The 21,685-nt window shown below is 56.1% G+C and carries 20 protein-coding genes and 1 tRNA gene; 15 read left to right on the forward strand and 6 right to left on the reverse strand.

All coding sequences use genetic code 11. The features are described 5' to 3' along the window. The first annotated feature begins 11 nt into the window (after nucleotides 1-11). Together NUX24_RS07290 and NUX24_RS07295 are read left to right on the forward strand one after the other, a co-directional pair. Entirely contained in the window at nucleotides 12-482 is a 471-nt protein-coding gene (locus NUX24_RS07290) for a hypothetical protein (RefSeq protein ID WP_257830608.1), read from the forward strand. A gap of 103 nt (nucleotides 483-585) precedes the next feature. Continuing rightward, nucleotides 586-1,917 (forward strand): VasL domain-containing protein, encoded by a 1,332-nt coding sequence (locus NUX24_RS07295; RefSeq protein WP_257830610.1) that lies wholly within the window; start codon nucleotides 586-588, stop codon nucleotides 1,915-1,917. A gap of 49 nt (nucleotides 1,918-1,966) precedes the next feature. Here the strand turns inward: NUX24_RS07295 and NUX24_RS07300 are convergent. After that, nucleotides 1,967-2,038: transfer RNA gene (locus NUX24_RS07300), tRNA-Arg, on the reverse strand. Between the two features lie 75 nt (nucleotides 2,039-2,113). Continuing rightward, nucleotides 2,114-3,043 carry a formate/nitrite transporter family protein gene (locus tag NUX24_RS07305; protein ID WP_023312586.1) on the reverse strand — a complete coding sequence of 310 codons (930 nt, stop codon included), beginning with the start codon at nucleotides 3,041-3,043 and terminating at the stop codon, nucleotides 2,114-2,116. A 314-nt stretch (nucleotides 3,044-3,357) separates the two neighbouring features. On the opposite strand from NUX24_RS07305, the gene mlaA reads away from it, so the two are divergent. Beyond that, entirely contained in the window at nucleotides 3,358-4,110 is a 753-nt protein-coding gene (mlaA, locus tag NUX24_RS07310; RefSeq protein WP_023336447.1) for a phospholipid-binding lipoprotein MlaA, read from the forward strand. 44 nt (nucleotides 4,111-4,154) lie between these two features. Here mlaA and fadL read toward each other — a convergent pair whose 3' ends face one another. Further along, the gene (fadL, locus tag NUX24_RS07315) at nucleotides 4,155-5,477 is read right to left on the reverse strand and encodes a long-chain fatty acid transporter FadL (protein ID WP_023312584.1); all 1,323 of its coding nucleotides are present in this window, start codon (nucleotides 5,475-5,477) and stop codon (nucleotides 4,155-4,157) included. Between the two features lie 372 nt (nucleotides 5,478-5,849). Between fadL and NUX24_RS07320 the strand changes: the two genes are divergently transcribed. The 4 genes from NUX24_RS07320 to sixA all read left to right on the forward strand — a co-directional run bounded on the left by NUX24_RS07320 (nucleotide 5,850) and on the right by sixA (nucleotide 10,524). After that, nucleotides 5,850-6,134, forward strand: coding sequence for a YfcZ/YiiS family protein (locus NUX24_RS07320; protein WP_023336445.1), 285 nt, complete (start codon nucleotides 5,850-5,852; stop codon nucleotides 6,132-6,134). A 237-nt stretch (nucleotides 6,135-6,371) separates the two neighbouring features. Beyond that, the gene (gene fadI, locus NUX24_RS07325) at nucleotides 6,372-7,682 is read left to right on the forward strand and encodes an acetyl-CoA C-acyltransferase FadI (RefSeq protein WP_087823068.1); all 1,311 of its coding nucleotides are present in this window, start codon (nucleotides 6,372-6,374) and stop codon (nucleotides 7,680-7,682) included. Beyond that, nucleotides 7,682-9,829 carry a fatty acid oxidation complex subunit alpha FadJ gene (gene fadJ, locus NUX24_RS07330; protein ID WP_257830617.1) on the forward strand — a complete coding sequence of 716 codons (2,148 nt, stop codon included), beginning with the start codon at nucleotides 7,682-7,684 and terminating at the stop codon, nucleotides 9,827-9,829. The genes fadI and fadJ overlap by 1 nt, the downstream gene beginning before the upstream one ends. Before the next feature lie 209 nt (nucleotides 9,830-10,038). Beyond that, a complete protein-coding gene (gene sixA, locus NUX24_RS07335; RefSeq protein ID WP_257830619.1) occupies nucleotides 10,039-10,524 on the forward strand; it encodes a phosphohistidine phosphatase SixA in 486 nt (161 codons plus the stop codon). Between the two features lie 46 nt (nucleotides 10,525-10,570). Here the strand turns inward: sixA and smrB are convergent, their stop codons facing one another. Continuing rightward, complete coding sequence (gene smrB, locus NUX24_RS07340) at nucleotides 10,571-11,122, reverse strand: endonuclease SmrB (RefSeq protein WP_023344606.1); 552 nt, start codon at nucleotides 11,120-11,122, stop codon at nucleotides 10,571-10,573. Between the two features lie 145 nt (nucleotides 11,123-11,267). Between smrB and prmB the strand changes: the two genes are divergently transcribed. Genes prmB through NUX24_RS07370 form a run of 6 tightly spaced genes read left to right on the forward strand, consistent with a single transcriptional unit; the run spans nucleotide 11,268 to nucleotide 15,819 of the window. Continuing rightward, the gene (gene prmB / locus NUX24_RS07345) at nucleotides 11,268-12,200 is read left to right on the forward strand and encodes a 50S ribosomal protein L3 N(5)-glutamine methyltransferase (protein ID WP_008502612.1); all 933 of its coding nucleotides are present in this window, start codon (nucleotides 11,268-11,270) and stop codon (nucleotides 12,198-12,200) included. A 60-nt stretch (nucleotides 12,201-12,260) separates the two neighbouring features. Beyond that, nucleotides 12,261-13,346, forward strand: a complete 1,086-nt coding sequence (gene aroC / locus NUX24_RS07350; protein ID WP_257830624.1) for a chorismate synthase — start codon at nucleotides 12,261-12,263, stop codon at nucleotides 13,344-13,346. A 2-nt stretch (nucleotides 13,347-13,348) separates the two neighbouring features. Then, on the forward strand, nucleotides 13,349-14,173 hold the full coding sequence (mepA, locus tag NUX24_RS07355) for a penicillin-insensitive murein endopeptidase (protein ID WP_024908935.1): 825 nt from the start codon (nucleotides 13,349-13,351) through the stop codon (nucleotides 14,171-14,173). Continuing rightward, on the forward strand, nucleotides 14,173-14,982 hold the full coding sequence (locus NUX24_RS07360) for a sulfite exporter TauE/SafE family protein (protein WP_032642026.1): 810 nt from the start codon (nucleotides 14,173-14,175) through the stop codon (nucleotides 14,980-14,982). Before mepA ends, NUX24_RS07360 begins: the two co-directional genes overlap by 1 nt. Beyond that, nucleotides 14,982-15,527, forward strand: coding sequence for an elongation factor P hydroxylase (locus tag NUX24_RS07365; protein ID WP_033146101.1), 546 nt, complete (start codon nucleotides 14,982-14,984; stop codon nucleotides 15,525-15,527). The genes NUX24_RS07360 and NUX24_RS07365 overlap by 1 nt, the downstream gene beginning before the upstream one ends. Before the next feature lie 13 nt (nucleotides 15,528-15,540). Then, nucleotides 15,541-15,819, forward strand: coding sequence for a YfcL family protein (locus NUX24_RS07370; RefSeq protein ID WP_047652588.1), 279 nt, complete (start codon nucleotides 15,541-15,543; stop codon nucleotides 15,817-15,819). A gap of 56 nt (nucleotides 15,820-15,875) precedes the next feature. Here the strand turns inward: NUX24_RS07370 and mnmC are convergent, their stop codons facing one another. Continuing rightward, the gene (gene mnmC / locus NUX24_RS07375) at nucleotides 15,876-17,873 is read right to left on the reverse strand and encodes a bifunctional tRNA (5-methylaminomethyl-2-thiouridine)(34)-methyltransferase MnmD/FAD-dependent 5-carboxymethylaminomethyl-2-thiouridine(34) oxidoreductase MnmC (RefSeq protein ID WP_257830631.1); all 1,998 of its coding nucleotides are present in this window, start codon (nucleotides 17,871-17,873) and stop codon (nucleotides 15,876-15,878) included. 158 nt (nucleotides 17,874-18,031) lie between these two features. Here mnmC and fabB point away from each other — a divergent pair, with 158 nt between their 5' ends. Together fabB and NUX24_RS07385 are read left to right on the forward strand one after the other, a co-directional pair. Continuing rightward, a complete protein-coding gene (gene fabB / locus NUX24_RS07380; protein ID WP_257830633.1) occupies nucleotides 18,032-19,249 on the forward strand; it encodes a beta-ketoacyl-ACP synthase I in 1,218 nt (405 codons plus the stop codon). 208 nt (nucleotides 19,250-19,457) lie between these two features. Then, a complete protein-coding gene (locus NUX24_RS07385) occupies nucleotides 19,458-20,636 on the forward strand; it encodes an MFS transporter (protein ID WP_257830635.1) in 1,179 nt (392 codons plus the stop codon). 42 nt (nucleotides 20,637-20,678) lie between these two features. Here NUX24_RS07385 and flk read toward each other — a convergent pair whose 3' ends face one another. After that, a complete protein-coding gene (gene flk / locus NUX24_RS07390; RefSeq protein ID WP_126329828.1) occupies nucleotides 20,679-21,683 on the reverse strand; it encodes a flagella biosynthesis regulator Flk in 1,005 nt (334 codons plus the stop codon). Nucleotides 21,684-21,685: the final 2 nt, after the last annotated feature.

The following is a 21,685-nucleotide window of genomic DNA, read 5'->3' on the forward strand; positions in this document are numbered from 1 at the left end:
CAGATAACACCATGTCAGTAAAATCACAGTTCCTGAAGAAGCTGCAGGCCAGACAGCCTGCACCCGTTCCCGCAGCTAATAAAAGCCAGGTTGATATTGCAGAGTTTCGCCAGCGAATGGCTGAGCTTCAGGATGAGATGGACGCGTGGCTGACAGATACGGGACTTAATACGGAGCCACGGACGGTATGCGTTCCGGACCTGCTGGTGGAGAGCGGGGCTTTTGATATTTCCGGTATCGTCCTGCGTTATGGTAACCGGGCGGTTAAGTTTATGCCGATATTTCTTTATGGACAGGGAGTCGCAGGTTGTGTCGAGGTGACTTTGTGTTCCGGGGATAAGGTGATTTCTCAGGGACGCCTGTTCATGCGGGTGGGGAGCGTAAATGACTGGATCTTTACTCCCCCTGATACATCACCTCAGTCAGGACAACTATTTGATGAAGGTGTTTTTTTCGGTCTGATTTTAGCGCTGCTGCCATAGCAATAACATTCATTTCTTTATTAGTCATTGCGTTTCTACACGCAAAACTGTCTTACACATCAACTGACGATATTAACCGACACGGATATGCAGGCCCTGCAGAATGACCAAACATATAACGTTAAAAACCGGCGGCGACCCGCGTACGCTGCCAGATTATGCCGCTCTCCGCGATGAACTCAGCAAGCTGACGCATCCTGCTCGCCCTGATGTGAACTGGCAATATGTTCAAAGACTCTGTCTCTCAATGTTTGAACAAAACGGCGTGGAGTTGCAGACAGCAGCCTGGTACACCCTTGCCCGTACTCACCTGTCTGGATTAGCTGGCCTGAATGAAGGGCTGGCGATTCTGGAGGCCCTGATTAGCCGCCAGTGGCGCACCTTATGGCCGAAGACACAACACGCTCGTATGGAAATCCTTAGCGGCCTTAGCCAGCGCCTGCAGCAGCGCATGCGTATGCTGCCATTCAACAGCAGTCATCTTTGTGAGCTTTATCGTGCAGAAGCGTTACTTACCAGCCTGAGCGCGGTGCTACAGCGCCTTGAGCTTAAACACCTTAGCCAGCTTGATACGTTACGAACGTTGATACGTTCAAGTGCTGAACGGCTGGAAAGCAGTAATGACGCATCAGATTTGAATGTGAACATGAAGCCCGATAGCGAATCGCCTCTGGATAAAGCCGAACCGATCGAAGAGGTGAAATGGATATATGTTGTGCATCAGGAAAATCAGCCGAATGGAGAGGATCGCACGACAGCCCCCGTGCCAGTCAGACAGTGGAAGCCCTTTTTTGCCGGGATGTGTTCAACGCTGGTGGTTTGCATCGCTGTGGCTTGGGGATGGATTTCTTTGTCCAGACCCGACCCCCTGGCGACTCAGGCTTTTGCCTCTCTGGCTCCGTTACCTGAAGTGCTCACGCCCGTGCAGCAAAACGCGTTAACACTGCGAGGCACTTTATCGTCCACCTTTATCACAGACACGCAGCAGCAGCTTGCCCGCCTGGATAAACTGCCTCCTGACTGGAATATTTCCTACAGCCTTCAGCTGTTAGAACAGCTCCAGACATTGCGGCCGGAGGAGGCGAAATCGCTCACAATGCAGTGGCAGCAAAAATTTAACGCGGCTGCGTTGCCTGTCGACGCCATGAATAGCTGGTATCAGGGAATGATGACGCTTCAGCAACTGAGTCACCGGCTGAGTAGTCTGGACGAGCAAAAAGGAAAATACATCACGGTAAGCGAGCTTAAATCGGTGGTTTTTTCGACTATACAGTCCTTTAACCAAACGATACCGGCTGAAGAACAGCTCAGGCGTCTGTCACAGCATCCAGCAGGACATGCGCTTCCTGAAGCTGAAAAGACTCAACTGGAGTTACGTCTTAAACAGCTGGCAACGCGTTACGCTCAAATAAAACAGGATTCTTCTGCTCAGTGAATTCTGGCGTTGGACAGACGAATGTGCTGAAAAAAGCGCGAGGGTAAAGTGTCCCCTGCAGGAATCGAACCTGCAACTAGCCCTTAGGAGGGGCTCGTTATATCCATTTAACTAAGGGGACGAGGCGGCACTAGTATAGCCTTATTTACACTTTGCGTTAAGCGCATCGCCGCCTGACTGCTCAAAGAGTCACCATTCAGGTCGATTTTTTTGTCGATTTATCATCATTTTCCCGTGCCTTAAGCTCAGCTTTGCGTTTGTTCGACATGTCGTTACGAATTTGGGCATGGCTTAACAGCGCGAAGATAAACGTTCCGCCGCAAATGTTTCCCGCCAGCGTCGGAAGGGCAAACGGCCAGAAAAAATCGCTCCAGTGAAGCGTACCGTTAAAGACCAGATAGAGGATTTCAACGGTACCGACCACTATATGCGTGGTGTCCGCCAGCGCAATCAGCCAGGTCATCAATATGATCACCACAATTTTGGCGCTTCCCGCTGAAGGAAACATCCAGACCATCGTGGCGATAATCCAGCCAGAGATGATGGCGTTTGAGAACATCTCGACCGGCGTGTTTTTCATTACGTCCATGCCGATTTTCACAAACGCATCCCGGGTGGGTTCATCAAAGATCGGCATATATTCAAACGCCCATGCCGCGATGCCCGTGCCGATAATATTACCCAGCAGGACCACGCTCCAGAGCCGCATCAATAAACCGAAATTACCGAGTGTGGGGTTTTGCATCACCGGCAGAACGGCGGTCACCGTGTTTTCGGTAAACAGCTGCTGGCGGGCCATGATGACAATAATAAAGCCGAAGGTATAGCCGAGATTTTCCAGTAAAAATCCACCGGGTACGCCTTCCAGCTGCACATGAAATATCCCTTTCGCAAGCAGAGATGCGCCCATTGAGAGCCCGGCAGCGATGGCTGACCAGAAGAGGGCCATCGCGTCGCGCTCCATCTCTTTTTCACCATCCTGGCGTATATGCTCGTGGATAGCCATTGCGCGGGAGGGGAGGCGATCTTCATCAATTTCAATCTTCTCGCCGCGCGCTTTCTCCTCACTTTCAATTTCAAGATCCTCACTGCTCTCACCAATTTTTTCTTCGCCTACATCTTTCATATCTGCTCCCGGAGGTTGTCTTTCTTTTAAGCGTAGCGGCTTTTATCGGGATGCCTGTGGGGATGCTCTTAAATTGTCAGCAATGACAACAAAGGTGATACATCTCTTTCAAAGACATTATAAAATTGCCAGCGAAACGAATTCCAAAAGCCAGGCTATGCTGAGATCAGAGTCACGGTGGTTACTGCCCGTAATTGTGCTCATAGACATCGGTAAACGTGCTGTTACAATCGCTTGCACGTTTACAGACGGAGCATTAACGGCTCCGTTACGGATGGCAATCAACGATAGCCATACTGAACAGGGAGATATTTATGAAACTTCGGCTGTCGGCGCTTGCGCTTGGCGCGACGATGCTTGTGGGCTGCGCCAGCTCCGGTGAGCAAACGGGACGCTCCGATCCTCTCGAAGGATTTAACCGCTCAATGTATAGCTTCAACTACAACGTACTGGACCCGTATGTGGTTCGTCCGGTAGCAGTAGCATGGCGCGATTATGTTCCACAACCTGCGCGTAACGGGTTAAGTAACTTTACCAGCAACCTCGAAGAGCCTGCGGTAATGGTGAACTACTTCCTGCAGGGCGACCCGTATCAGGGGATGGTCCACTTTACCCGCTTCTTCCTGAACTCCATTTTGGGGATGGGGGGCTTTATTGATGTAGCAGGTATGGCTAACCCGAAACTGCAGCGTGAACAGCCGCACCGTTTCGGTAGTACGCTGGGGCATTATGGTGTCGGTTACGGTCCTTACGTTCATCTGCCGTTCTATGGCAGCTTCACCGTGCGTGATGATGGCGGCGATATGGTCGATACGCTGTATCCGGTTCTGTCGTGGCTGACCTGGCCGCTGTCGGTGGGTAAATGGACGGTGGAAGGGATTGAAACCCGCGCGCAACTGCTCGACTCTGATGGTCTGCTGCGCCAGTCTTCTGACCCGTATATTATGGTGCGTGAAGCGTACTTCCAGAATCATGACTTTATTGCCAACGGCGGCAAGCTGAAGCCGGAAGAGAATCCAAACGCGAAGGCAATCGAAAACGAACTCAAAGATATTGATTCGGAATAAATAAAAAAGGTGAGCAATGCTCACCTTTTTTGATTCTAATCCAATTAGAACGCGTAGTTGAAGTTCATGCCGTACAGCCAGGCTTTACCTTCGGAAGAGAACTCATACGGACCTTCCTTGAAGTTAACTTTTTGACCGTGCATATAAGAGATACCTGCATCAATAGATGCATCTTTATTGAATGCATAGGTCGCACCTGCGCTCAGCCAGAAGCGGTCCTGATCCGGAATTGAGATAGAGCGTTTGTCTGCTGGTACCGGACTATCATCGAAGGCAATACCGGTACGGAATGTCCAGTTGTCATCCATATAGTAGGTGGTCCCCAGCGCGATGCGGTAAGCATCACGGAAGCTCTCATCTTTATAGAAGAGCGTGTCGCCGTTGCTATTGGTCGCCTTCAGCTCCTGGAACTGGCTCCAGCTGGTGTAGGTCAGGCTATAGTGAACTGCCCACTGTGGCGCCACTTTGTTATAACCTGACAATTCCCACATTTCTGGTAAGTGCAGGCTCAGAGAGCCGCCAGTGGTTTGGCCATTGGTGCCCATCGGCAGACCGAAGTTGCCGAGGATCTGGTTATAGGCAGAAGGGAGGCTGCTTTTGTAATCTCCATCAAAGTCGATTTTTACTTCGGAACGGTAGGTTAAGCCGTAACGGTTGTTTTTATCGAGTTCATAAAGGATACCGGCGTTCCAGCCAAAGCCCCACTCATCGCCCTTCAGATAAGCGATCTGAGTGTCTGCCGGGATACCAGCCACTCGCTGTGCCAGGGCTGGAGGAAGTGCGCCTGAGCCAGCGACGACTTTACCCAGGTCGCCCGCATAACGTTCGATCTTGGCTTTAGCATACACAGCGTCAAAGCCAACGCCGAAACTCCAGTGATTATCCAGACGGTAAGCACCGCTCAGGTTCAGGTTCAGGGTTTCCAGGTCGGTTTTACCGCCAAACGCTCCAGCTGCATAGTCGTTATTGAACTCGGTTGCTAAACCGTAGTTAGAGGTCACGGATGCGCCCCAGCCGAACTGGTCGTTAATCGGCGCCACGAAGTGCATGTTTGGAACCCATGCCGTTGGGGCAATGTTATCCGATTTCAGATCGGCGCCTGTCGGAGAACGGCCCGATATATCAACACCTGGATCGACAAAAATTGCACCGGCAGAGAAAGTCGGACGATCGAACATCATGATCAACGCGGGGTTACGACTCGCGTTACCCGCATCATCAGCAATAGCGCCTTCCCCTGAATACGCACGGCCAAGGCCAGAGGAAGAAAATTCGTTTAACTGAAAGCCCGCTGACCAGGCGGAAGTGGAGACGAGTGCCACTGCGACTGCCAGCGCAGTCTTGTTGAACAGGGTTTTCTGGCTCATGACCATAACCTCATTGAGTTATTTTTATTCAATAATTGTTACATACCGTAACAGGAGCGCGAAGTGTAGGGTCTGAGGTATGACAGACAAATCAGACCAGTGGCCAGAGTATAGGTCTGACCAGCCGGAATGTTGCAAGTTTGTTTATTAATATTTTCAAACATGTTTCGTGAAACGAGATCTGGTTGGCAAAATTGTGACCATCAATACTCACCCAAAAGGGTGGTTTTTGTTTTAGATCATTTTTTAGTGTGATATTGGTCACTTATCCGCTTTTGCGCCATTAACGGCTGGAGAGCGCCCGCTCCGGGGCGTAAAATAGCAGCATCGTGTTTATCTCGCGCGCTGCGCGAATACAGAGGAAATTGAGCTATGAGTAAATGCAGTGCTGATGAAACCCCGGTTTGCTGCTGTATGGATGTTGGGACTATCATGGACAACACCGATTGCACCGCCTCTTACAGCCGTGTATTCACCAACCGTGCCGAAGCGGAAGAGACCCTGGCCGCGCTGAGCAAGCGTGCGCGTGACGTTGAATCCGATCCGTGTGAAATCAAGTCTACCTTTACCGAAGTGGAAGGTGGCGTGAAGCTGGACATCGACTTTGTCTTCGCCTGTGAAGCAGAAACGCTGATTTTCCAGCTGGGCCTGCGTTAATCTCTGTGGCCTGATGCCCTCACCCCCAGCCCTCTCCCACGGGAGAGTGTGCAAACACTAAAAACGGTAACCTATGGGTTACCGTTTTGCTTTTTCCTTGGGGCATTTTCTTTTTCTTCTCTGTGTTTTAGCTCGCACTTTTTCGTTTCCCCGATTGGCTGAATGTAAAAAAATGGTTAAGACTATTATCAGGTCAGACCACTTTATGTTTGCAAAAATTTTTTACAGGGGAGTGTTATGAGTCAGGCATTACCGCTTATTACCCGTCAGGGCGATCGCATTGCCATAGTCAGTGGGTTGCGCACGCCGTTTGCGCGTCAGGCAACGGCGTTTCATGGCATACCGGCCGTTGACCTGGGGAAAATGGTAGTGGGGGAGATGCTGGCTCGCAGCGAAATTCCGCCTGAGGTCATCGAACAGCTGGTATTTGGTCAGGTTGTGCAGATGCCTGAAGCCCCCAATATTGCGCGTGAAATCGTCCTCGGTACCGGGATGAACGTGCATACCGATGCCTACAGCGTCAGCCGCGCCTGCGCAACCAGCTTCCAGGCCGTAGCTAACGTCGCCGAAAGCCTGATGGCGGGCACGATTCGCGCCGGGATTGCGGGTGGGGCGGACTCCTCTTCGGTGCTGCCGATTGGGGTCAGTAAAAAGCTGGCGCGCATCCTGGTGGATGCTAATAAAGCCCGCACGACGGGTCAGAAACTCAAACTCTTCTCGCGTTTACGTCTGCGCGACCTCATGCCTGTACCACCTGCCGTAGCGGAATACTCCACCGGCCTGCGCATGGGCGATACCGCCGAGCAGATGGCAAAAACGTACGGCATTACGCGTGAACAGCAGGATGCCCTGGCGCATCGCTCGCATCAGCTTGCGGCAAAAGCCTGGTCGGAAGGCAAGCTGGCCGACGAGGTCATGACCGCCTATATCCCTCCCTACCGTGAACCGCTTGCGGAAGATAACAATATTCGCGGCACCTCAACGCTGGCGGATTACGCCAAACTGCGCCCGGCGTTTGACCGCAAACACGGCACGGTGACGGCGGCGAACAGCACGCCGCTGACGGATGGCGCCGCCGCCGTGATCCTGATGACCGAATCCCGCGCGAAGGAGCTGGGCATCACTCCCCTGGGCTATCTACGCAGCTATGCCTTCACCGCTATTGATGTCTGGCAGGACATGCTGTTAGGTCCGGCGTGGTCCACGCCGCTGGCGCTGGAGCGCGCGGGGCTGACGCTGGCTGATTTAACCCTGATTGATATGCACGAAGCGTTTGCCGCGCAAACCCTGGCAAACGTCCAGCTGCTGGCAAGCGAGCGTTTCGCGCGCGATGTGCTGGGCCGCGCCCATGCCACGGGCGAAGTGGATCAGAGTAAATTCAACGTGCTGGGCGGCTCTATCGCCTACGGTCATCCGTTTGCCGCCACAGGGGCGAGGATGATCACGCAAACATTACATGAACTCCGTCGCCGTGGCGGCGGGTTTGGCCTCGTTACCGCCTGTGCGGCGGGTGGCCTTGGCGCAGCAATGGTTCTGGAGGCTGAATAATGGATATGCCATCTGCATTTAATCTGACGGTTCGCCTCGATAACGTGGCCGTTATCACTATTGATGTGCCTGATGAAAAGATGAATACCCTGAAGGCCGAATTTGGTGTTCAGGTGCGCGCGATGCTAAAGCAGATCCGCGATAACAAAGCTATTCGTGGTCTGGTGTTTATCTCTGCCAAGCCGGATAACTTTATCGCCGGCGCGGATATCAACATGATCGCCCGGGCGCAAAGCGCCCTGGAAGCCGAAGAGCTGGCGCGTCAGGGGCAGCAGGTGATGGCGGAGATCAACGGTCTGCCGATCCCGGTCATTGCCGCGATCCACGGTGCCTGTCTGGGCGGTGGGCTTGAGCTGGCGCTGGCCTGTCACAGCCGGATTTGCACCGACGATGCGAAAACGATTCTGGGCCTGCCGGAAGTGCAGCTGGGACTTCTGCCTGGCTCCGGCGGAACGCAACGGCTGCCGCGCCTGGTGGGTGTCAGCACGGCGCTGGAGATGATCTTAACCGGTAAACAGCTGCGTGCCCGTCAGGCGCTCAAAGCCGGTCTGGTCGATGATGTCGTGCCGCAGTCCATTTTGCTGGAGGCCGCCGTTGAGCTTGCGCTGAAAGGGCGTCAGGCAAAACGTCCTCTGCCGGTTCGCGAGCGCGTGCTGGCCGGCCCGTTGGGAAGAACCCTCCTGTTCAACATGGTGGGCAAAAAGACCGAACAAAAAACCAAAGGCAATTACCCGGCGGCAAAGCGGATCCTGGACGTGATCGAAACCGGGCTGTCGCAGGGCAGCAGCAGCGGTTATGCCGCGGAGGCCAAAGCCTTTGGCGAACTGGCGATGACGCCGCAGTCGCAGGCGCTGCGCAGCATCTTCTTCGCCAGCACGGACGTGAAAAAAGATCCGGGCAGCGAGGCTGAGCCTGCGCCGCTGCGTGCCGTTGGCGTACTGGGTGGGGGACTCATGGGCGGCGGTATCGCTTTTGTTACCGCCAGCAAAGGCAAATTGCCTGTACGAATCAAAGACATTAATCCTAAGGGGATCAACCACGCGCTGCAGTACAGCTGGCTGAACCTTGATCTAAAGGTCAAGCGCCGCCATATCAAGGCAAGCGAGCGTGATAAAACCCTGGCGATGATCTCCGGTACGACGGATTACAGCGGTTTTGCGCACCGCGATCTGGTGATTGAAGCCGTGTTTGAAGATCTGGCGCTTAAACAACAGATGGTGGCAGACGTTGAGCAACATTGCGCCCCGCACACCATTTTTGCCTCTAACACGTCGTCATTACCGATTGGCGATATCGCGGCGAAAGCCGTGCGTCCGGAGCAGGTGATCGGACTGCACTTCTTTAGCCCGGTAGAAAAAATGCCGCTGGTGGAGGTTATTCCGCACGCGACGACCAGTCCGCAAACTGTTGCCACCGTGGTGAAGCTGGCGAAAAAACAGGGCAAAACCCCGATTGTGGTAGCGGACAAAGCTGGCTTCTACGTCAACCGCATTCTGGCTCCCTACATTAATGAAGCCATGCGGCTGCTGACGGAAGGGGAGAAGATTGAGCACGTCGACGAGGCGCTGGTAAAGTTTGGTTTCCCCGTTGGCCCAATCCAACTTTTGGATGAGGTGGGAATAGACACCGGCACTAAAATTATACCAGTGCTGGAAGCTGCATATGGCGATCGTTTTAGCCCACCTGCAAACATTGTTTCTGCGATTTTGAAGGACGATCGCAAAGGCAGAAAAAATGAACGCGGTTTCTATCTTTACGGCGCGAAAGGGCGTAAAAGCAGGAAACAGGTCGACCCTTCGGTATATGGACTCATTTCGACCACAGGTCAGGGAAAACTCTCCGCCGTTCAGTGCGCTGAGCGCTGCGTGATGATGATGCTCAATGAAGCGGCGCGCTGCTTTGATGAGCAGGTGATCAAGAGTGCACGCGATGGCGACATCGGTGCGGTATTTGGTATTGGTTTCCCGCCGTTCCTTGGCGGCCCGTTCCGTTACATGGATACGCTCGGCGCGGGTGAAGTGGTTGCAATCCTGCAACGTCTGGCTTCGCAATATGGTCCCCGGTTTACGCCGTGTGACGAATTATTGCAGATGGCGGAACGCGGCCAGACATTTTGGCCTGCAAGGGAAACTGTCCTCGTAAGCTGAGGTCAAAGAAGGGTAAATCCTGAAGTGAATGGACCTGTTCTGGCGATTTTGTAAACAGAGATTGACTATACTTACGCCATTGAGGTAAAAAACAGCGTTTCATTCACCGAATGGATCAGGCACAATGCCCGGCCATCGGGTTTTCTACCTCTTAGCATTTATCGCGGGTAGTTAACGCCGGTGATTCTGGTTAACAAAAGCGGTGCAATATGCAAGTTTTTATCATGCGTCACGGCGACGCGGCACTCGATGCCGCCAGTGACTCAGTACGTCCTTTGACCGTCTGTGGCTGCGACGAATCTCGTCTGATGGCGACCTGGCTTAACGGTCAAAAAGTGGACATCGAACGCGTTCTGGTGAGTCCGTTCCTGCGTGCAGAACAGACGCTTGATGTGGTAGGGGAGTGTATGAACCTGCCGAACAGCGTGGATGTTCTCCCTGAACTCACCCCGTGTGGCGATGTAGGCCTTGTCAGCGCTTATCTTCAGGCGCTGTGCAATGAAGGTGTTGCTTCCGCGCTGGTCATTTCCCACCTGCCACTGGTTGGCTATCTGGTATCTGAGCTGTGCCCGGGCGAGACCCCGCCGATGTTCACGACATCCGCCATTGCCAACGTTTCTCTCGACGAAACGGGCAAAGGTGTCTTCAACTGGCAAATGAGTCCGTGCAACCTGAAGATGGCAAAAGCGATCTGACGTGACGTGCGATATGGCGGGGGGCAATGTGCTTCCCGCCCTTCTGTCAGGGCAACTCTGGCGGCTGCCACTCTTCCACTTCAATCAACACCAGCAACGCGGCATCTCCGCCGTACTCTTTCGGTGCCTGATGAAAAGCCATGACGTGTGGGTGCTGAGCCAGCCACAGCGGCGTCTGTTGCTTGAGGATATGTTTACCGTGGCCATGCATCACGCAGGCGCAGAAAACATGTTCACGGCGACAGGCAGCGATCAACGCCCCCAGCTCCTGTTTCGCCTGCATCTGCGTTAAACCGTGCAGATCGAGAAAAAGCTCCGGCGAATAATCTCCGCGGCGTAATTTTTTCAGCTCAAAATGGCTGACGTCTTCGCGTACATACTTAACAGCCCCTTGCGTATTAAGCAGCGGCTGAAATTCATCTGAAAAATAGTGGCTGTTATCCGCCTGCTCCTGCAGCAGACGCTTGACCGGTACTTCGCTGATTTTTTTACGCAGCGGGCGATGGACGATGGTGTCCTGCGCGATTTTCCGCGTCCCGGTCATTAGCTGGCGGAAGAGCGCCTGATCCTCCTCGCTGAGCGATGTTTTCTTTTTCATTCGTCATTCTCATCTCGTATTTCCGATAGTGTACCCGACTAAACGCATTTTTTAACCTCAAGCGCGACGCGTCATTGCTGATTTATCGCCGTCTTCATGGCAAACTAGCCGCCGAAAATTATGCGAGCATGCCCTGGAGGAAAGAGTGGATAAAATATTTGTCGATGAAGCAGTAAACGAGCTGCATACCATACAGGACATGTTGCGCTGGTCGGTTAGCCGCTTCAGCGCCGCCAATATCTGGTACGGTCACGGTACCGACAACCCGTGGGATGAGGCCGTGCAACTGGTGCTGCCGTCTCTCTACCTGCCGCTGGATATTCCGGAAGACATGCGCACCGCGCGCCTGACCTCCAGCGAAAAACACCGCATCGTTGAGCGCGTGATCCGCCGCGTGAACGAGCGCATTCCGGTCGCCTATCTGACCAACAAAGCCTGGTTCTGCGGCCATGAGTTCTATGTCGATGAACGCGTGCTGGTGCCGCGCTCGCCGATTGGTGAGCTGATCAACAACCACTTTGAAGGCCTGATCGGCCATCAGCCGCAGCACATTCTGGATATGTGTACCGGCAGCGGCTGTATCGCCATCGCCTGCGCGTACGCCTTCCCGGAAGCGGAAGTGGACGCCGTCGATATCTCCACCGACGCGCTGGCCGTGACCGAGCACAACATCGAAGAGCATGGGCTCATCCATCACGTTACGCCAATTCGCTCCGACCTGTTCCGCGATCTGCCGACGCTGCAGTACGATCTGATCGTCACCAACCCGCCGTACGTCGATGCGGAAGACATGTCCGATCTGCCGAACGAATACCGTCACGAGCCGGAGCTGGGTCTGGCGTCAGGCTCTGACGGCCTGAAGCTGACCCGCCGCATTCTGGCCTGCGCGCCGGATTACCTGACCGACGACGGCGTTCTGATTTGTGAAGTGGGCAACAGCATGGTACATCTGATAGAGCAGTACCCGGATGTGCCGTTCACCTGGCTTGAGTTCGACAACGGCGGTGACGGCGTCTTTATGCTGACCAAAGCGCAGCTGCTCGACGCGCGCGAACACTTCAGCATCTATAAAGATTAATCCAGCGGGCTTCGACCCGTTTCACAACGCTCAAACACAAACAACAACATCGGAGCCGTGATGGCAGGAAACAGTATTGGACAGGTATTCCGCGTGACCACCTTTGGGGAATCACACGGGCTGGCGCTGGGCTGTATCGTTGATGGCGTACCGCCAGGCATCGAACTGACCGAAGCCGATTTACAGCACGACCTCGACCGTCGTCGCCCGGGCACCTCTCGCTACACCACGCAGCGTCGCGAGCCGGACCAGGTCAAAATTCTCTCCGGCGTTTTTGAAGGCCGCACCACCGGGACCAGCATCGGTCTGCTGATCGAAAACACCGATCAGCGCTCCCAGGACTACGGCGCCATCAAAGACGTCTTCCGTCCGGGCCATGCCGACTACACCTACGAGCAAAAGTACGGCTTCCGCGACTATCGCGGCGGCGGGCGCTCTTCCGCGCGTGAAACCGCGATGCGCGTGGCGGCAGGGGCGATTGCCAAAAAATACCTGCAGCAGAAATTTGGCATCGTTATCCGCGGCTGTCTGACCCAGATGGGCGACATTCCGCTGGCGATCAAGGACTGGGATCAGGTTGAACAAAACCCGTTCTTCTGCGCCGATGCCGACAAGCTTGAGGCGCTGGACGAACTGATGCGCGGCCTGAAAAAAGAGGGCGACTCCATTGGCGCGAAAGTGACCGTGGTGGCAGACGGCGTCCCGGCTGGCTGGGGCGAGCCGGTATTCGACCGTCTCGACGCCGACATTGCCCACGCGCTGATGAGCATCAACGCGGTGAAGGGCGTAGAGATTGGCGACGGCTTTGACGTGGTTCAGCTTCGCGGCAGTCAGAACCGCGATGAAATCACGAAAGCGGGCTTCCAGAGCAACCATGCGGGCGGTATCCTGGGCGGTATCAGCAGCGGGCAGCAGATTGTTGCCAACATCGCGCTGAAGCCAACTTCCAGCATTACCGTGCCGGGCCACACGATTAACCGCGAGGGCGAAGAAGTTGAGATGATCACCAAAGGACGTCACGATCCGTGCGTGGGGATCCGCGCGGTGCCGATCGCAGAAGCGATGCTGGCGATCGTGCTGATGGATCACTTCCTGCGCCAGCGCGCGCAGAATGCGGATGTGACGACCACCATTCCACGCTGGTAAACATGAAAAAAACCGCAATTGCTCTGCTGGCGCTGCTTGCGAGTGGAGCCAGTCTGGCCGCCACACCGTGGCAAAAAATCACCCACCCGGTGGCGGGGAGCGCGCAGTCCATTGGCGCCTTTTCCAACGGCTGTATCGTCGGTGCCCAGGAGCTTCCTCTCCAGTCTGATACCTATCAGGTGATGCGTACCGACCAGCGTCGTTACTTCGGCCACCCTGACCTGGTGCTGTTCATCCAGCGCCTGGGAAACCAGGTGCATAACCTGGGGCTGGGCACGATGCTGATTGGCGATATGGGGATGCCTGCCGGCGGGCGTTTTAACGGTGGACACGCCAGCCACCAGACCGGACTGGATGTTGATATCTTCCTGCAGCTGCCGAAAACGCGCTGGACCTCCGCCCAACTGCTGAAACCGCAGGCGCTGGATCTGGTGGCGAGCGACGGCAAGCGCGTTGTGCCATCACTCTGGACGCGGGACGTATCCAGCATGATCAAGCTGGCGGCAGAAGATAACGACGTCACGCGGATTTTCGTCAACCCGGCCATCAAGCAGCAGCTCTGCCTGGATGCCGGAACCGATCGCGACTGGCTGCGCAAAGTGCGCCCGTGGTTCCAGCATCGTGCGCACATGCATGTTCGTCTGCGCTGCCCGGCAAACAGCCTGGAATGTGAAGATCAGCCGCTTCCGCCGCCAGGCGATGGCTGCGGTGCGGAACTGCAAAGCTGGTTTGAGCCGGCAAAACCTGGAACCTCTAAGCCTGAGAAGAAGACACCGCCTCCGTTGCCGCCTTCCTGCCAGGCGCTACTGGATGAGCATGTACTTTAATGGATAATTTCGTCGATCTGTTTATGGTGTCACCGCTGCTGCTGGTGGTGCTGTTCTTTGTGGCCATGCTGGCCGGTTTTATCGACGCGCTCGCGGGCGGCGGCGGGTTGTTAACCGTGCCCGCTCTGCTGGCGGCGGGCATGAGCCCGGCGCAGGCGCTTGCCACCAATAAGCTTCAGGCCTGCGGCGGCTCGCTCTCGGCGTCGCTCTATTTTATCCGCCGTAAGGTGGTGAGCCTGGCCGATCAGAAGCTCAATATCCTGATGACCTTTATCGGCTCCACGTCGGGCGCGCTGCTGGTTCAGCACGTGCAGTCCGATATTTTGCGCCAGATCCTGCCGATTCTGGTCATTTGCATCGGGCTTTACTTCCTGCTGATGCCAAAGCTCGGTGAAGAAGACCGCCAGCGTCGTCTGCACGGCCTGCCGTTTGCCCTGATTGCCGGGGGCTGCGTGGGTTTTTACGACGGTTTCTTCGGGCCGGGGGCCGGTTCATTTTACGCGCTGGCGTTCGTGACGCTGGCCGGGTTTAACCTCGCCAAATCCACCGCCCATGCCAAAGTGCTCAACGCGACCTCAAACGTCGGCGGCCTGCTGCTGTTTATCATTGGCGGCAAGGTTATCTGGGCAACCGGATTTGTGATGATGGCAGGGCAGTTCCTGGGCGCGCGCGCGGGCTCGCGTCTGGTATTAAGCAAAGGACAAAAACTTATTCGCCCGATGATCGTCATCGTCTCGGCCGTAATGAGCGCCAAACTTCTTTATGACAGCCATGGACAGGAGATCCTCACCTGGTTGGGGATGCACTAATGAACAGTACGCATAAATACGAACAGCTGATTGAGATTTTCGACGGCTGTTTTGCTGACGATTTTAATACCCGTCTGATTAAAGGCGACGACGAACCGATCTATCTTCCTGCTGATGCGGAGGTTCCGTATAACCGCATCGTCTTTGCCCACGGCTTTTATGCCAGCGGCTTGCACGAGATTTCGCACTGGTGCATTGCGGGTAAAGCGCGGCGCGAGCTGGTGGACTTCGGTTACTGGTACTGCCCGGACGGACGTGATGCCGCCACTCAGGGCCAGTTTGAAGATGTGGAAGTGAAGCCGCAGGCGCTGGAATGGCTATTCTGCGTCGCGGCGGGTTTCCCGTTCAACGTCAGCTGTGACAACCTCGAAGGCGACTTCGAGCCAGACCGTATCGTCTTCCAGCGCCGCGTTCACGCGCAGGTGATGGAATATCTTGAGAAAGGCATCCCGGAACGTCCGGCACGTCTGATCGAGGCCTTACAGAATTATTACCACACGCCGGTTATCACGGCGGAATGCTTCCCTTGGCCGGAAGATCTTTAACAGAGGAAAGAAGATGATCGCAGAATTTGAATCACGCATTCTGGCGTTAATTGATGACATGGTGGAACATGCCAGCGATGATGAGCTGTTCGCCAGCGGTTATCTGCGTGGTCACCTGACGCTCGCGGTAGCCGAGCTGGAAGCGGGGGACGATCACTCTGCTGATGCCGTTCACGCTGAAGTCACTCGCAGCCTGGAAAAAGCCATTCTGGCCGGGGAGCTCTCTCCGCGCGACCAGTCACTGGTGCTGGGCATGTGGGACAAATTGTTCCAGCAGGCGAAAGCGAAGTAAGTGTTTCACCACCCTCTCCCTGTGGGAGAGGGACGGGTGAGGGCACCAGGCCGCACCTACTTAACCTTCTTCCCCTTCAGCAGTTTCCGTACCCACAATCGATTCGGATTCAGCCCCGCAAGCGTAACCCTGTCCAGCGGGATCGGCTCGCCGCTCATCTGTGCCGCTAAGACTTCGGCCAGAAGTGGGGCAGAACACAGCCCACGAGACCCTAATCCACCCAGCATATACAGCTCCGGATAAACCGGCGCGCTTACCGCGTTATCCCGGTTATCAGCCAGATCCTGATAGGCCTCAAGCGTCGCGTCGTAGTCCGGCACATTTCCCGCCATTGGCAGATGATCGCGGGTGGCGCAGCGCACGCCGCAGCGCGCGTCACCCTCGCTGACGTCGACTTCTTTCGCCCACGCCGCATCCGGGAAACAGTCAATCAGGCGCTGGCGGTTCTGGGCCTGATCCGCGTCGCTGTAGCGCATATCCGTTTCGCCACGATGATAGCTGGCCCCGATGCAGTGATGGCCGTTAGACGGATTTTGCGGCGTCAGATAGCCGTCATAGCACAGGACCTGACGCAGTTTGCTCAGTTCGGGCGCGGAAGGAATATGGCTCACCTGGCCGCCGACGGGATAAACCGGCAACGTCTCTGTCTGGGTAAACTGGCTGATGTTATGTCCGTTTGCCACAACAACGCTGGCATGGCTCGCCGCTTTGCTATCGGCAAAACGCAGATTCCAGCGTTCTGTCCGGCTCAACGATTCAACCTTGTGAGCATAGTGCACCGTCAGCCCGCGCGACTGCGCCAGCGCAATGACCGCCGCTGTCAGTTCAGCCGGGCACAGCCAGCCGCCGAGCGGATACTGAATGCCCCCACATCCGGTTTCCACGCCAGCGGTGTCTGCCACCTCTTGCGCACTTACCGCGCGTGCAATCTCGTCAGGAAGACCCAGCGACAGCATCTGCGTGATTTTTTGCTGGCTCTTTTCATCCCAGCCGAGCTGCGTGACGCCGCACCAGTCATGATCGAACCCCACCGGCAGGGCGTCGTACAGACGACGAGCGAAGGTAAACGCCGCGGGGAAAAACTGGAACAGGGCCGGATCGTGCGCGCTTAAAAGCGGGTAGAGCGCCCCCTGACGGTTACCGGACGCTCCACAGGCGGGTGCGTCGTCAGCACAGTAGAGCGTGACCTGCCAGCCACGGTGGAGAAGCGCGAGGGACAGCAGAGCGCTGGCGATCCCCCCGCCGACTATCGCCACCTCACGGGATGCGCTGGCGCGGCGCGCAAACCAGGGCGCCTGTGCGGGGATGTCCAGCGTCTGCTCCATTCTGCCGACCAGCATGTCGCGCTTGCGGCCAAAGCCTTTGGTCTTCTGCATGGTAAAGCCCGCCTCCTGCAGCCCGCGGCGGACAAAGCCTGCCGAGGTGAAGGTGGCAAGCGTTGCGCCCGGGCGCGCCAGCCGCGCCATCGCGCTAAACAGATGCTGGCTCCACATGTCCGGGTTTTTGGCGGGGGCAAAGCCGTCCAGGAACCACGCGTCCACCGTCTGATTCATCGAATCGTCGAGGGTATCGGTCAGGTCATTGATGTCGCCAAGCCATAAATCCAGCGTCACGCGTCCGTCGTCCAGAATCAGACGATGGCAGCCGCCGATGTGGGGCGGCCACTGCGCCTGAAGCTGCTCCGCCCAGGCAGCAAGCTCTGGCCAGCGCTGATGGGCGAGCCGCAGATCGTGCGCGGTCAGCGGGAATTTTTCGAAACTGATGAAATGTAATCTTTGTAGCGTAGCCTCAGGGTGTGCAGCGTGAAACTGGTTAAACGCCTGCCAGAGGGTTAAAAAATTCAGCCCGGTGCCGAATCCACTTTCCGCGACCACAAACAGGCTCCGCGGATGCGCCGGGAAGCGGGTGCTGAGTTGGTTTCCGTCGAGGAAAACATAGCGAGTTTCTTCGAGTCCGTTATCATTAGAAAAATAGACGTCATCAAAATCTCGGGAAACAGGTGTACCCTCAGCGTTGAATTCGAGGTTGGCGGGTTGTATAGCGTTTTGTTTCACGTAAGTTACTCGTCTGACAGGCAGTGGCACGATCTTAACGATGTGAGTCCATCGGTGCAAATTTCCGCAGAAAATGTCTGATCGGACTTGTTCGGCGTACAAGTGTACGCTATTGTGCGACTCGAAACTTACTATAGTGCGACTTACAGAGGTATTGAATGAAACGTGCAGTGATTACTGGCCTGGGCATTGTTTCCAGCATCGGTAATAACCAGCAGGAAGTCCTGGCATCTCTGCGTGAAGGACGCTCCGGGATCACTTTCTCTGAAGAGTTTAAAGATTCAGGTATGCGTAGCCACGTATGGGGTAACGTCAAACTGGACACCACCGGTTTGATTGACCGCAAAGTGGTTCGTTTCATGAACGATGCCTCTATTTATGCTTATCTCTCCATGCAGGAAGCGATCAAAGATTCCGGCCTGAGCGAAAAGGTTTATCAGAACAACCCGCGCGTGGGTCTGATCGCCGGTTCCGGCGGCTCATCAAAAGCGCAGGTATTCGGCGCTGACGCAATGCGAAGCCCGCGTGGTCTGAAAGCAGTAGGTCCGTACGTGGTAACCAAAGCCATGGGTTCTGCGGTTTCCGCGTGCCTGGCGACCCCATTCAAAATCCACGGTGTGAACTACTCCATCAGCTCCGCGTGTGCGACCTCCGCGCACTGCATCGGTAATGCTGTTGAGCAGATCCAGCTGGGTAAACAGGACATCGTATTTGCTGGCGGCGGCGAAGAGCTGGGCTGGGAAATGGCCTGTGAATTCGACGCGATGGGCGCACTGTCCACCAAATACAATGAAACCCCGGATAAAGCCTCCCGTACCTATGATGCGCACCGTGACGGTTTCGTTATCGCTGGCGGCGGCGGTATGGTTGTGGTTGAAGAGCTGGAGCATGCCCTGGCACGTGGCGCGCACATCTACGCTGAAATCGTGGGCTACGGCGCAACGTCTGACGGCGCCGACATGGTTGCGCCATCCGGTGAAGGCGCGGTGCGCTGCATGAAGATGGCGATGCACGGCGTTGACACCCCAATCGACTACCTGAACTCCCACGGTACCTCTACTCCGGTAGGCGACGTGAAAGAGCTGGGTGCGATCCGTGAAGTCTTCGGCGACAACAGCCCGGCGATCTCCGCGACCAAAGCCATGACCGGCCACTCGCTGGGTGCGGCTGGCGTGCAGGAAGCGATCTACTCTCTGCTGATGCTGGAAAACGGCTTTATCGCGCCAAGCATCAACATTGATGAGATGGACGAGCAGGCTGCAGGCCTGAACATCGTGACCAAACCAACGGACGCGACGCTGACTACCGTCATGTCAAACAGCTTCGGCTTCGGTGGCACCAACGCCACGCTGGTGATGCGTAAGCTGGAAGCATAAGTTTTACGTTTGATTACGGAAGGGAGCCATAAGGCTCCCTTTTTTTATGCATTGACAAGCGGCTGATCTCACAGGCAAACTTCACCCCTCAACATTATCCTCACGATAATGCGTAAGCGTTTAACGTCAACCAACGCACCTTAATCCTGATTATCAGGTAGAGGGGGCGTGGCATTTCCCCGCCTTACTCTTCATTTCGGAGTAAAGCATGACTGCAGTAACTCAAACAGAAACAACCCCTTCAGCGAACGTCTCGCTGTTCCGTATCGCTTTTGCGGTATTTCTGACCTATATGACCGTTGGCCTGCCGCTGCCGGTGATCCCGCTGTTCGTTCATCAGGAGCTGGGCTATGGCAACACCATGGTCGGCATTGCCGTGGGCATTCAGTTTTTAGCCACGGTATTGACCCGCGGTTACGCCGGACGGCTGGCGGATCAGCACGGTGCAAAACGTTCGGCGTTACAGGGAATGTTTGCCTGCGGGCTGGCGGGCGGCGCATGGCTGCTGGCTGCTCTCCTGCCTGTAGACGCCGCGTATAAATTTGCGCTGCTGGTGCTGGGCCGTTTAATCCTTGGCTTTGGTGAAAGCCAGCTGCTGACCGGCACCCTGACCTGGGGAATGGGGCTGGTGGGTCCTGCGCGTTCCGGCAAGGTGATGTCCTGGAACGGCATGGCCATCTATGGCGCGCTGGCCGCAGGCGCACCGCTTGGGCTGCTGATTAATAGCCAGTTTGGGTTTGCGGCGCTGGCCGCTACCACCATGGCTTTACCCCTGCTGGCGTGGGCGTTTAACGGCTCGGTGCGTAAGGTGCCCGCGCACAAAGGCGAGCGTCCTTCCCTGTGGAGCGTGGTCGGCCAGATCTGGCAGCCGGGTCTTGGCCTGGCGCTGCAGGGCGTGGGTTTTGCGGTGATTGGTACCTTCGTCTCGCTCTATTTTATGAGCCGCGGCTGGGCGATGGCCGGTTTTACGCTCACCGCGTTTGGCGGCGCGTTTGTGCTAATGCGCGTCTTCTTCGGCTGGATGCCGGATCGCTTCGGCGGCGTGAAGGTCGCGGTGGCGTCGCTGGTGATTGAGACCATCGGTCTGCTGCTGCTGTGGAATGCACCCGTGGCCTCCGTTGCGCTGCTTGGTGCGGCGCTGACCGGGTGCGGCTGTTCACTGATCTTCCCTGCGCTCGGTGTTGAAGTCGTGAAGCGCGTGGCCCCGCAGGTGCGCGGCACGGCGCTGGGCGGCTACGCGGCGTTTCAGGATATCTCATACGGGGTAACCGGGCCGCTGGCCGGGGTTTTAGCTACCTCGTTTGGTTATCCGTCCGTCTTCCTGGCCGGTGCGGTTTCTGCGGTGGTGGGGATCGTGGTGACGCTGGTGGCATTTCGCAGGGCTTGAGCCGCTTTAGGCCCGGTAAGCGTAGCGCCACCGGGCAAAAGCTCAGGCAACCAGCCAGAAAATCGCCAGCGCAATCAGTAGCGCAATAAACATCAACCCCGGACGCGCAGAGAGCGTTCTGAACGTCTCGACTACCGGCGAAAACAGCGGGCTGTAGATCGGCTGAATGTTTCTCACCTCCGGCACGCCGCCCTCGCGCTCGGCGCGGCGAACGAAGATTTGATTGAGCAGATCCTGCACCTGCGCGGTGGTCAGTACCGTTTGCGGCGTGGCCTGCCAGTTTTGCTGGGCGTAATCCCGGATAACTTCAAATTCGTGCGGCTCAAGCGGCTGCTTCAGTGCCGCCTGGACGGTATGCAGGGTAGGGGCATTCTGGGTGCTGAGCGTCTGGCGCGCCTGAAGCCAGGTCACCAGATGCGTAAACTGTTTGGCCGGGATCAGCTCACCCGCCTTCACGCCGGACAGCTCCAGCATGGATTGCCAGATAAGCTTCGTCGGTTCGCCGGTGGCCGCAGCCAGCTTCGTCACCATCTGCTTGAGCGTATTGTGTTCGGCCGGCAGCAGCGGACGTTCGGTCGCCGGTCGCACCTGAGGTTGTGGAATAGACAGCTCGTTGTTCTGCAGCAGGGTCAGCACGGTTTTAAGCTGGTCGGGCGTCAGCTGGCCCAGCGCGGTCTGACCATACTGCTGGCGAATAAAATCACTCACCGCCTGGCGGTTATTGCCCTGGCCCAGCAGCTCCGTCAGCTGAGAAACAATCTGGCGCGTGGTGTGATTCTGCTGCGCGGTCGTAATACGCTGGTTCAGGTTTTGTTCGGCCGCAGGGAAATGGCGAGACTGCAGCGGTGCGTCGTTCCTCACGCCTAAATCATGTTTTACCCCGGCCCAGACTTCCGCGTTTTGCTGCGAAGTCAGCGCAATCAGGCGCGTAATCAGTCGCTCCAGCACGGTGCGCTGTTGCGTGGATAGCGGTTGTTCACCGGCAACGTTTGGCGTGACGGGGCCTTCACCCGGAGGGCGTGGCGGCGTACCTGAAATGGGCTGCATCG

Origin of the sequence: Enterobacter sp. HG048, from assembly GCF_024702055.1 — a bacterium.
In the GTDB taxonomy this organism is placed as follows: domain Bacteria; phylum Pseudomonadota; class Gammaproteobacteria; order Enterobacterales; family Enterobacteriaceae; genus Enterobacter; species Enterobacter dykesii.

Coding starts and splice junctions, on each gene's coding strand:
- NUX24_RS07290 (WP_257830608.1), top strand. CDS start 12: ATGTCAGTAAAATCACAGTTCCTGAAGAAGCTGCAGGCCAGACAGCCT.
- NUX24_RS07295 (WP_257830610.1), top strand. CDS start 586: ATGACCAAACATATAACGTTAAAAACCGGCGGCGACCCGCGTACGCTG.
- NUX24_RS07305 (WP_023312586.1), bottom strand. CDS start 3,043: ATGAAAGATGTAGGCGAAGAAAAAATTGGTGAGAGCAGTGAGGATCTT.
- mlaA (WP_023336447.1), top strand. CDS start 3,358: ATGAAACTTCGGCTGTCGGCGCTTGCGCTTGGCGCGACGATGCTTGTG.
- fadL (WP_023312584.1), bottom strand. CDS start 5,477: ATGAGCCAGAAAACCCTGTTCAACAAGACTGCGCTGGCAGTCGCAGTG.
- NUX24_RS07320 (WP_023336445.1), top strand. CDS start 5,850: ATGAGTAAATGCAGTGCTGATGAAACCCCGGTTTGCTGCTGTATGGAT.
- fadI (WP_087823068.1), top strand. CDS start 6,372: ATGAGTCAGGCATTACCGCTTATTACCCGTCAGGGCGATCGCATTGCC.
- fadJ (WP_257830617.1), top strand. CDS start 7,682: ATGGATATGCCATCTGCATTTAATCTGACGGTTCGCCTCGATAACGTG.
- sixA (WP_257830619.1), top strand. CDS start 10,039: ATGCAAGTTTTTATCATGCGTCACGGCGACGCGGCACTCGATGCCGCC.
- smrB (WP_023344606.1), bottom strand. CDS start 11,122: ATGAAAAAGAAAACATCGCTCAGCGAGGAGGATCAGGCGCTCTTCCGC.
- aroC (WP_257830624.1), top strand. CDS start 12,261: ATGGCAGGAAACAGTATTGGACAGGTATTCCGCGTGACCACCTTTGGG.
- mepA (WP_024908935.1), top strand. CDS start 13,349: ATGAAAAAAACCGCAATTGCTCTGCTGGCGCTGCTTGCGAGTGGAGCC.
- NUX24_RS07360 (WP_032642026.1), top strand. CDS start 14,173: ATGGATAATTTCGTCGATCTGTTTATGGTGTCACCGCTGCTGCTGGTG.
- NUX24_RS07365 (WP_033146101.1), top strand. CDS start 14,982: ATGAACAGTACGCATAAATACGAACAGCTGATTGAGATTTTCGACGGC.
- NUX24_RS07370 (WP_047652588.1), top strand. CDS start 15,541: ATGATCGCAGAATTTGAATCACGCATTCTGGCGTTAATTGATGACATG.
- fabB (WP_257830633.1), top strand. CDS start 18,032: ATGAAACGTGCAGTGATTACTGGCCTGGGCATTGTTTCCAGCATCGGT.
- NUX24_RS07385 (WP_257830635.1), top strand. CDS start 19,458: ATGACTGCAGTAACTCAAACAGAAACAACCCCTTCAGCGAACGTCTCG.
- flk (WP_126329828.1), bottom strand. CDS start 21,683: ATGCAGCCCATTTCAGGTACGCCGCCACGCCCTCCGGGTGAAGGCCCC.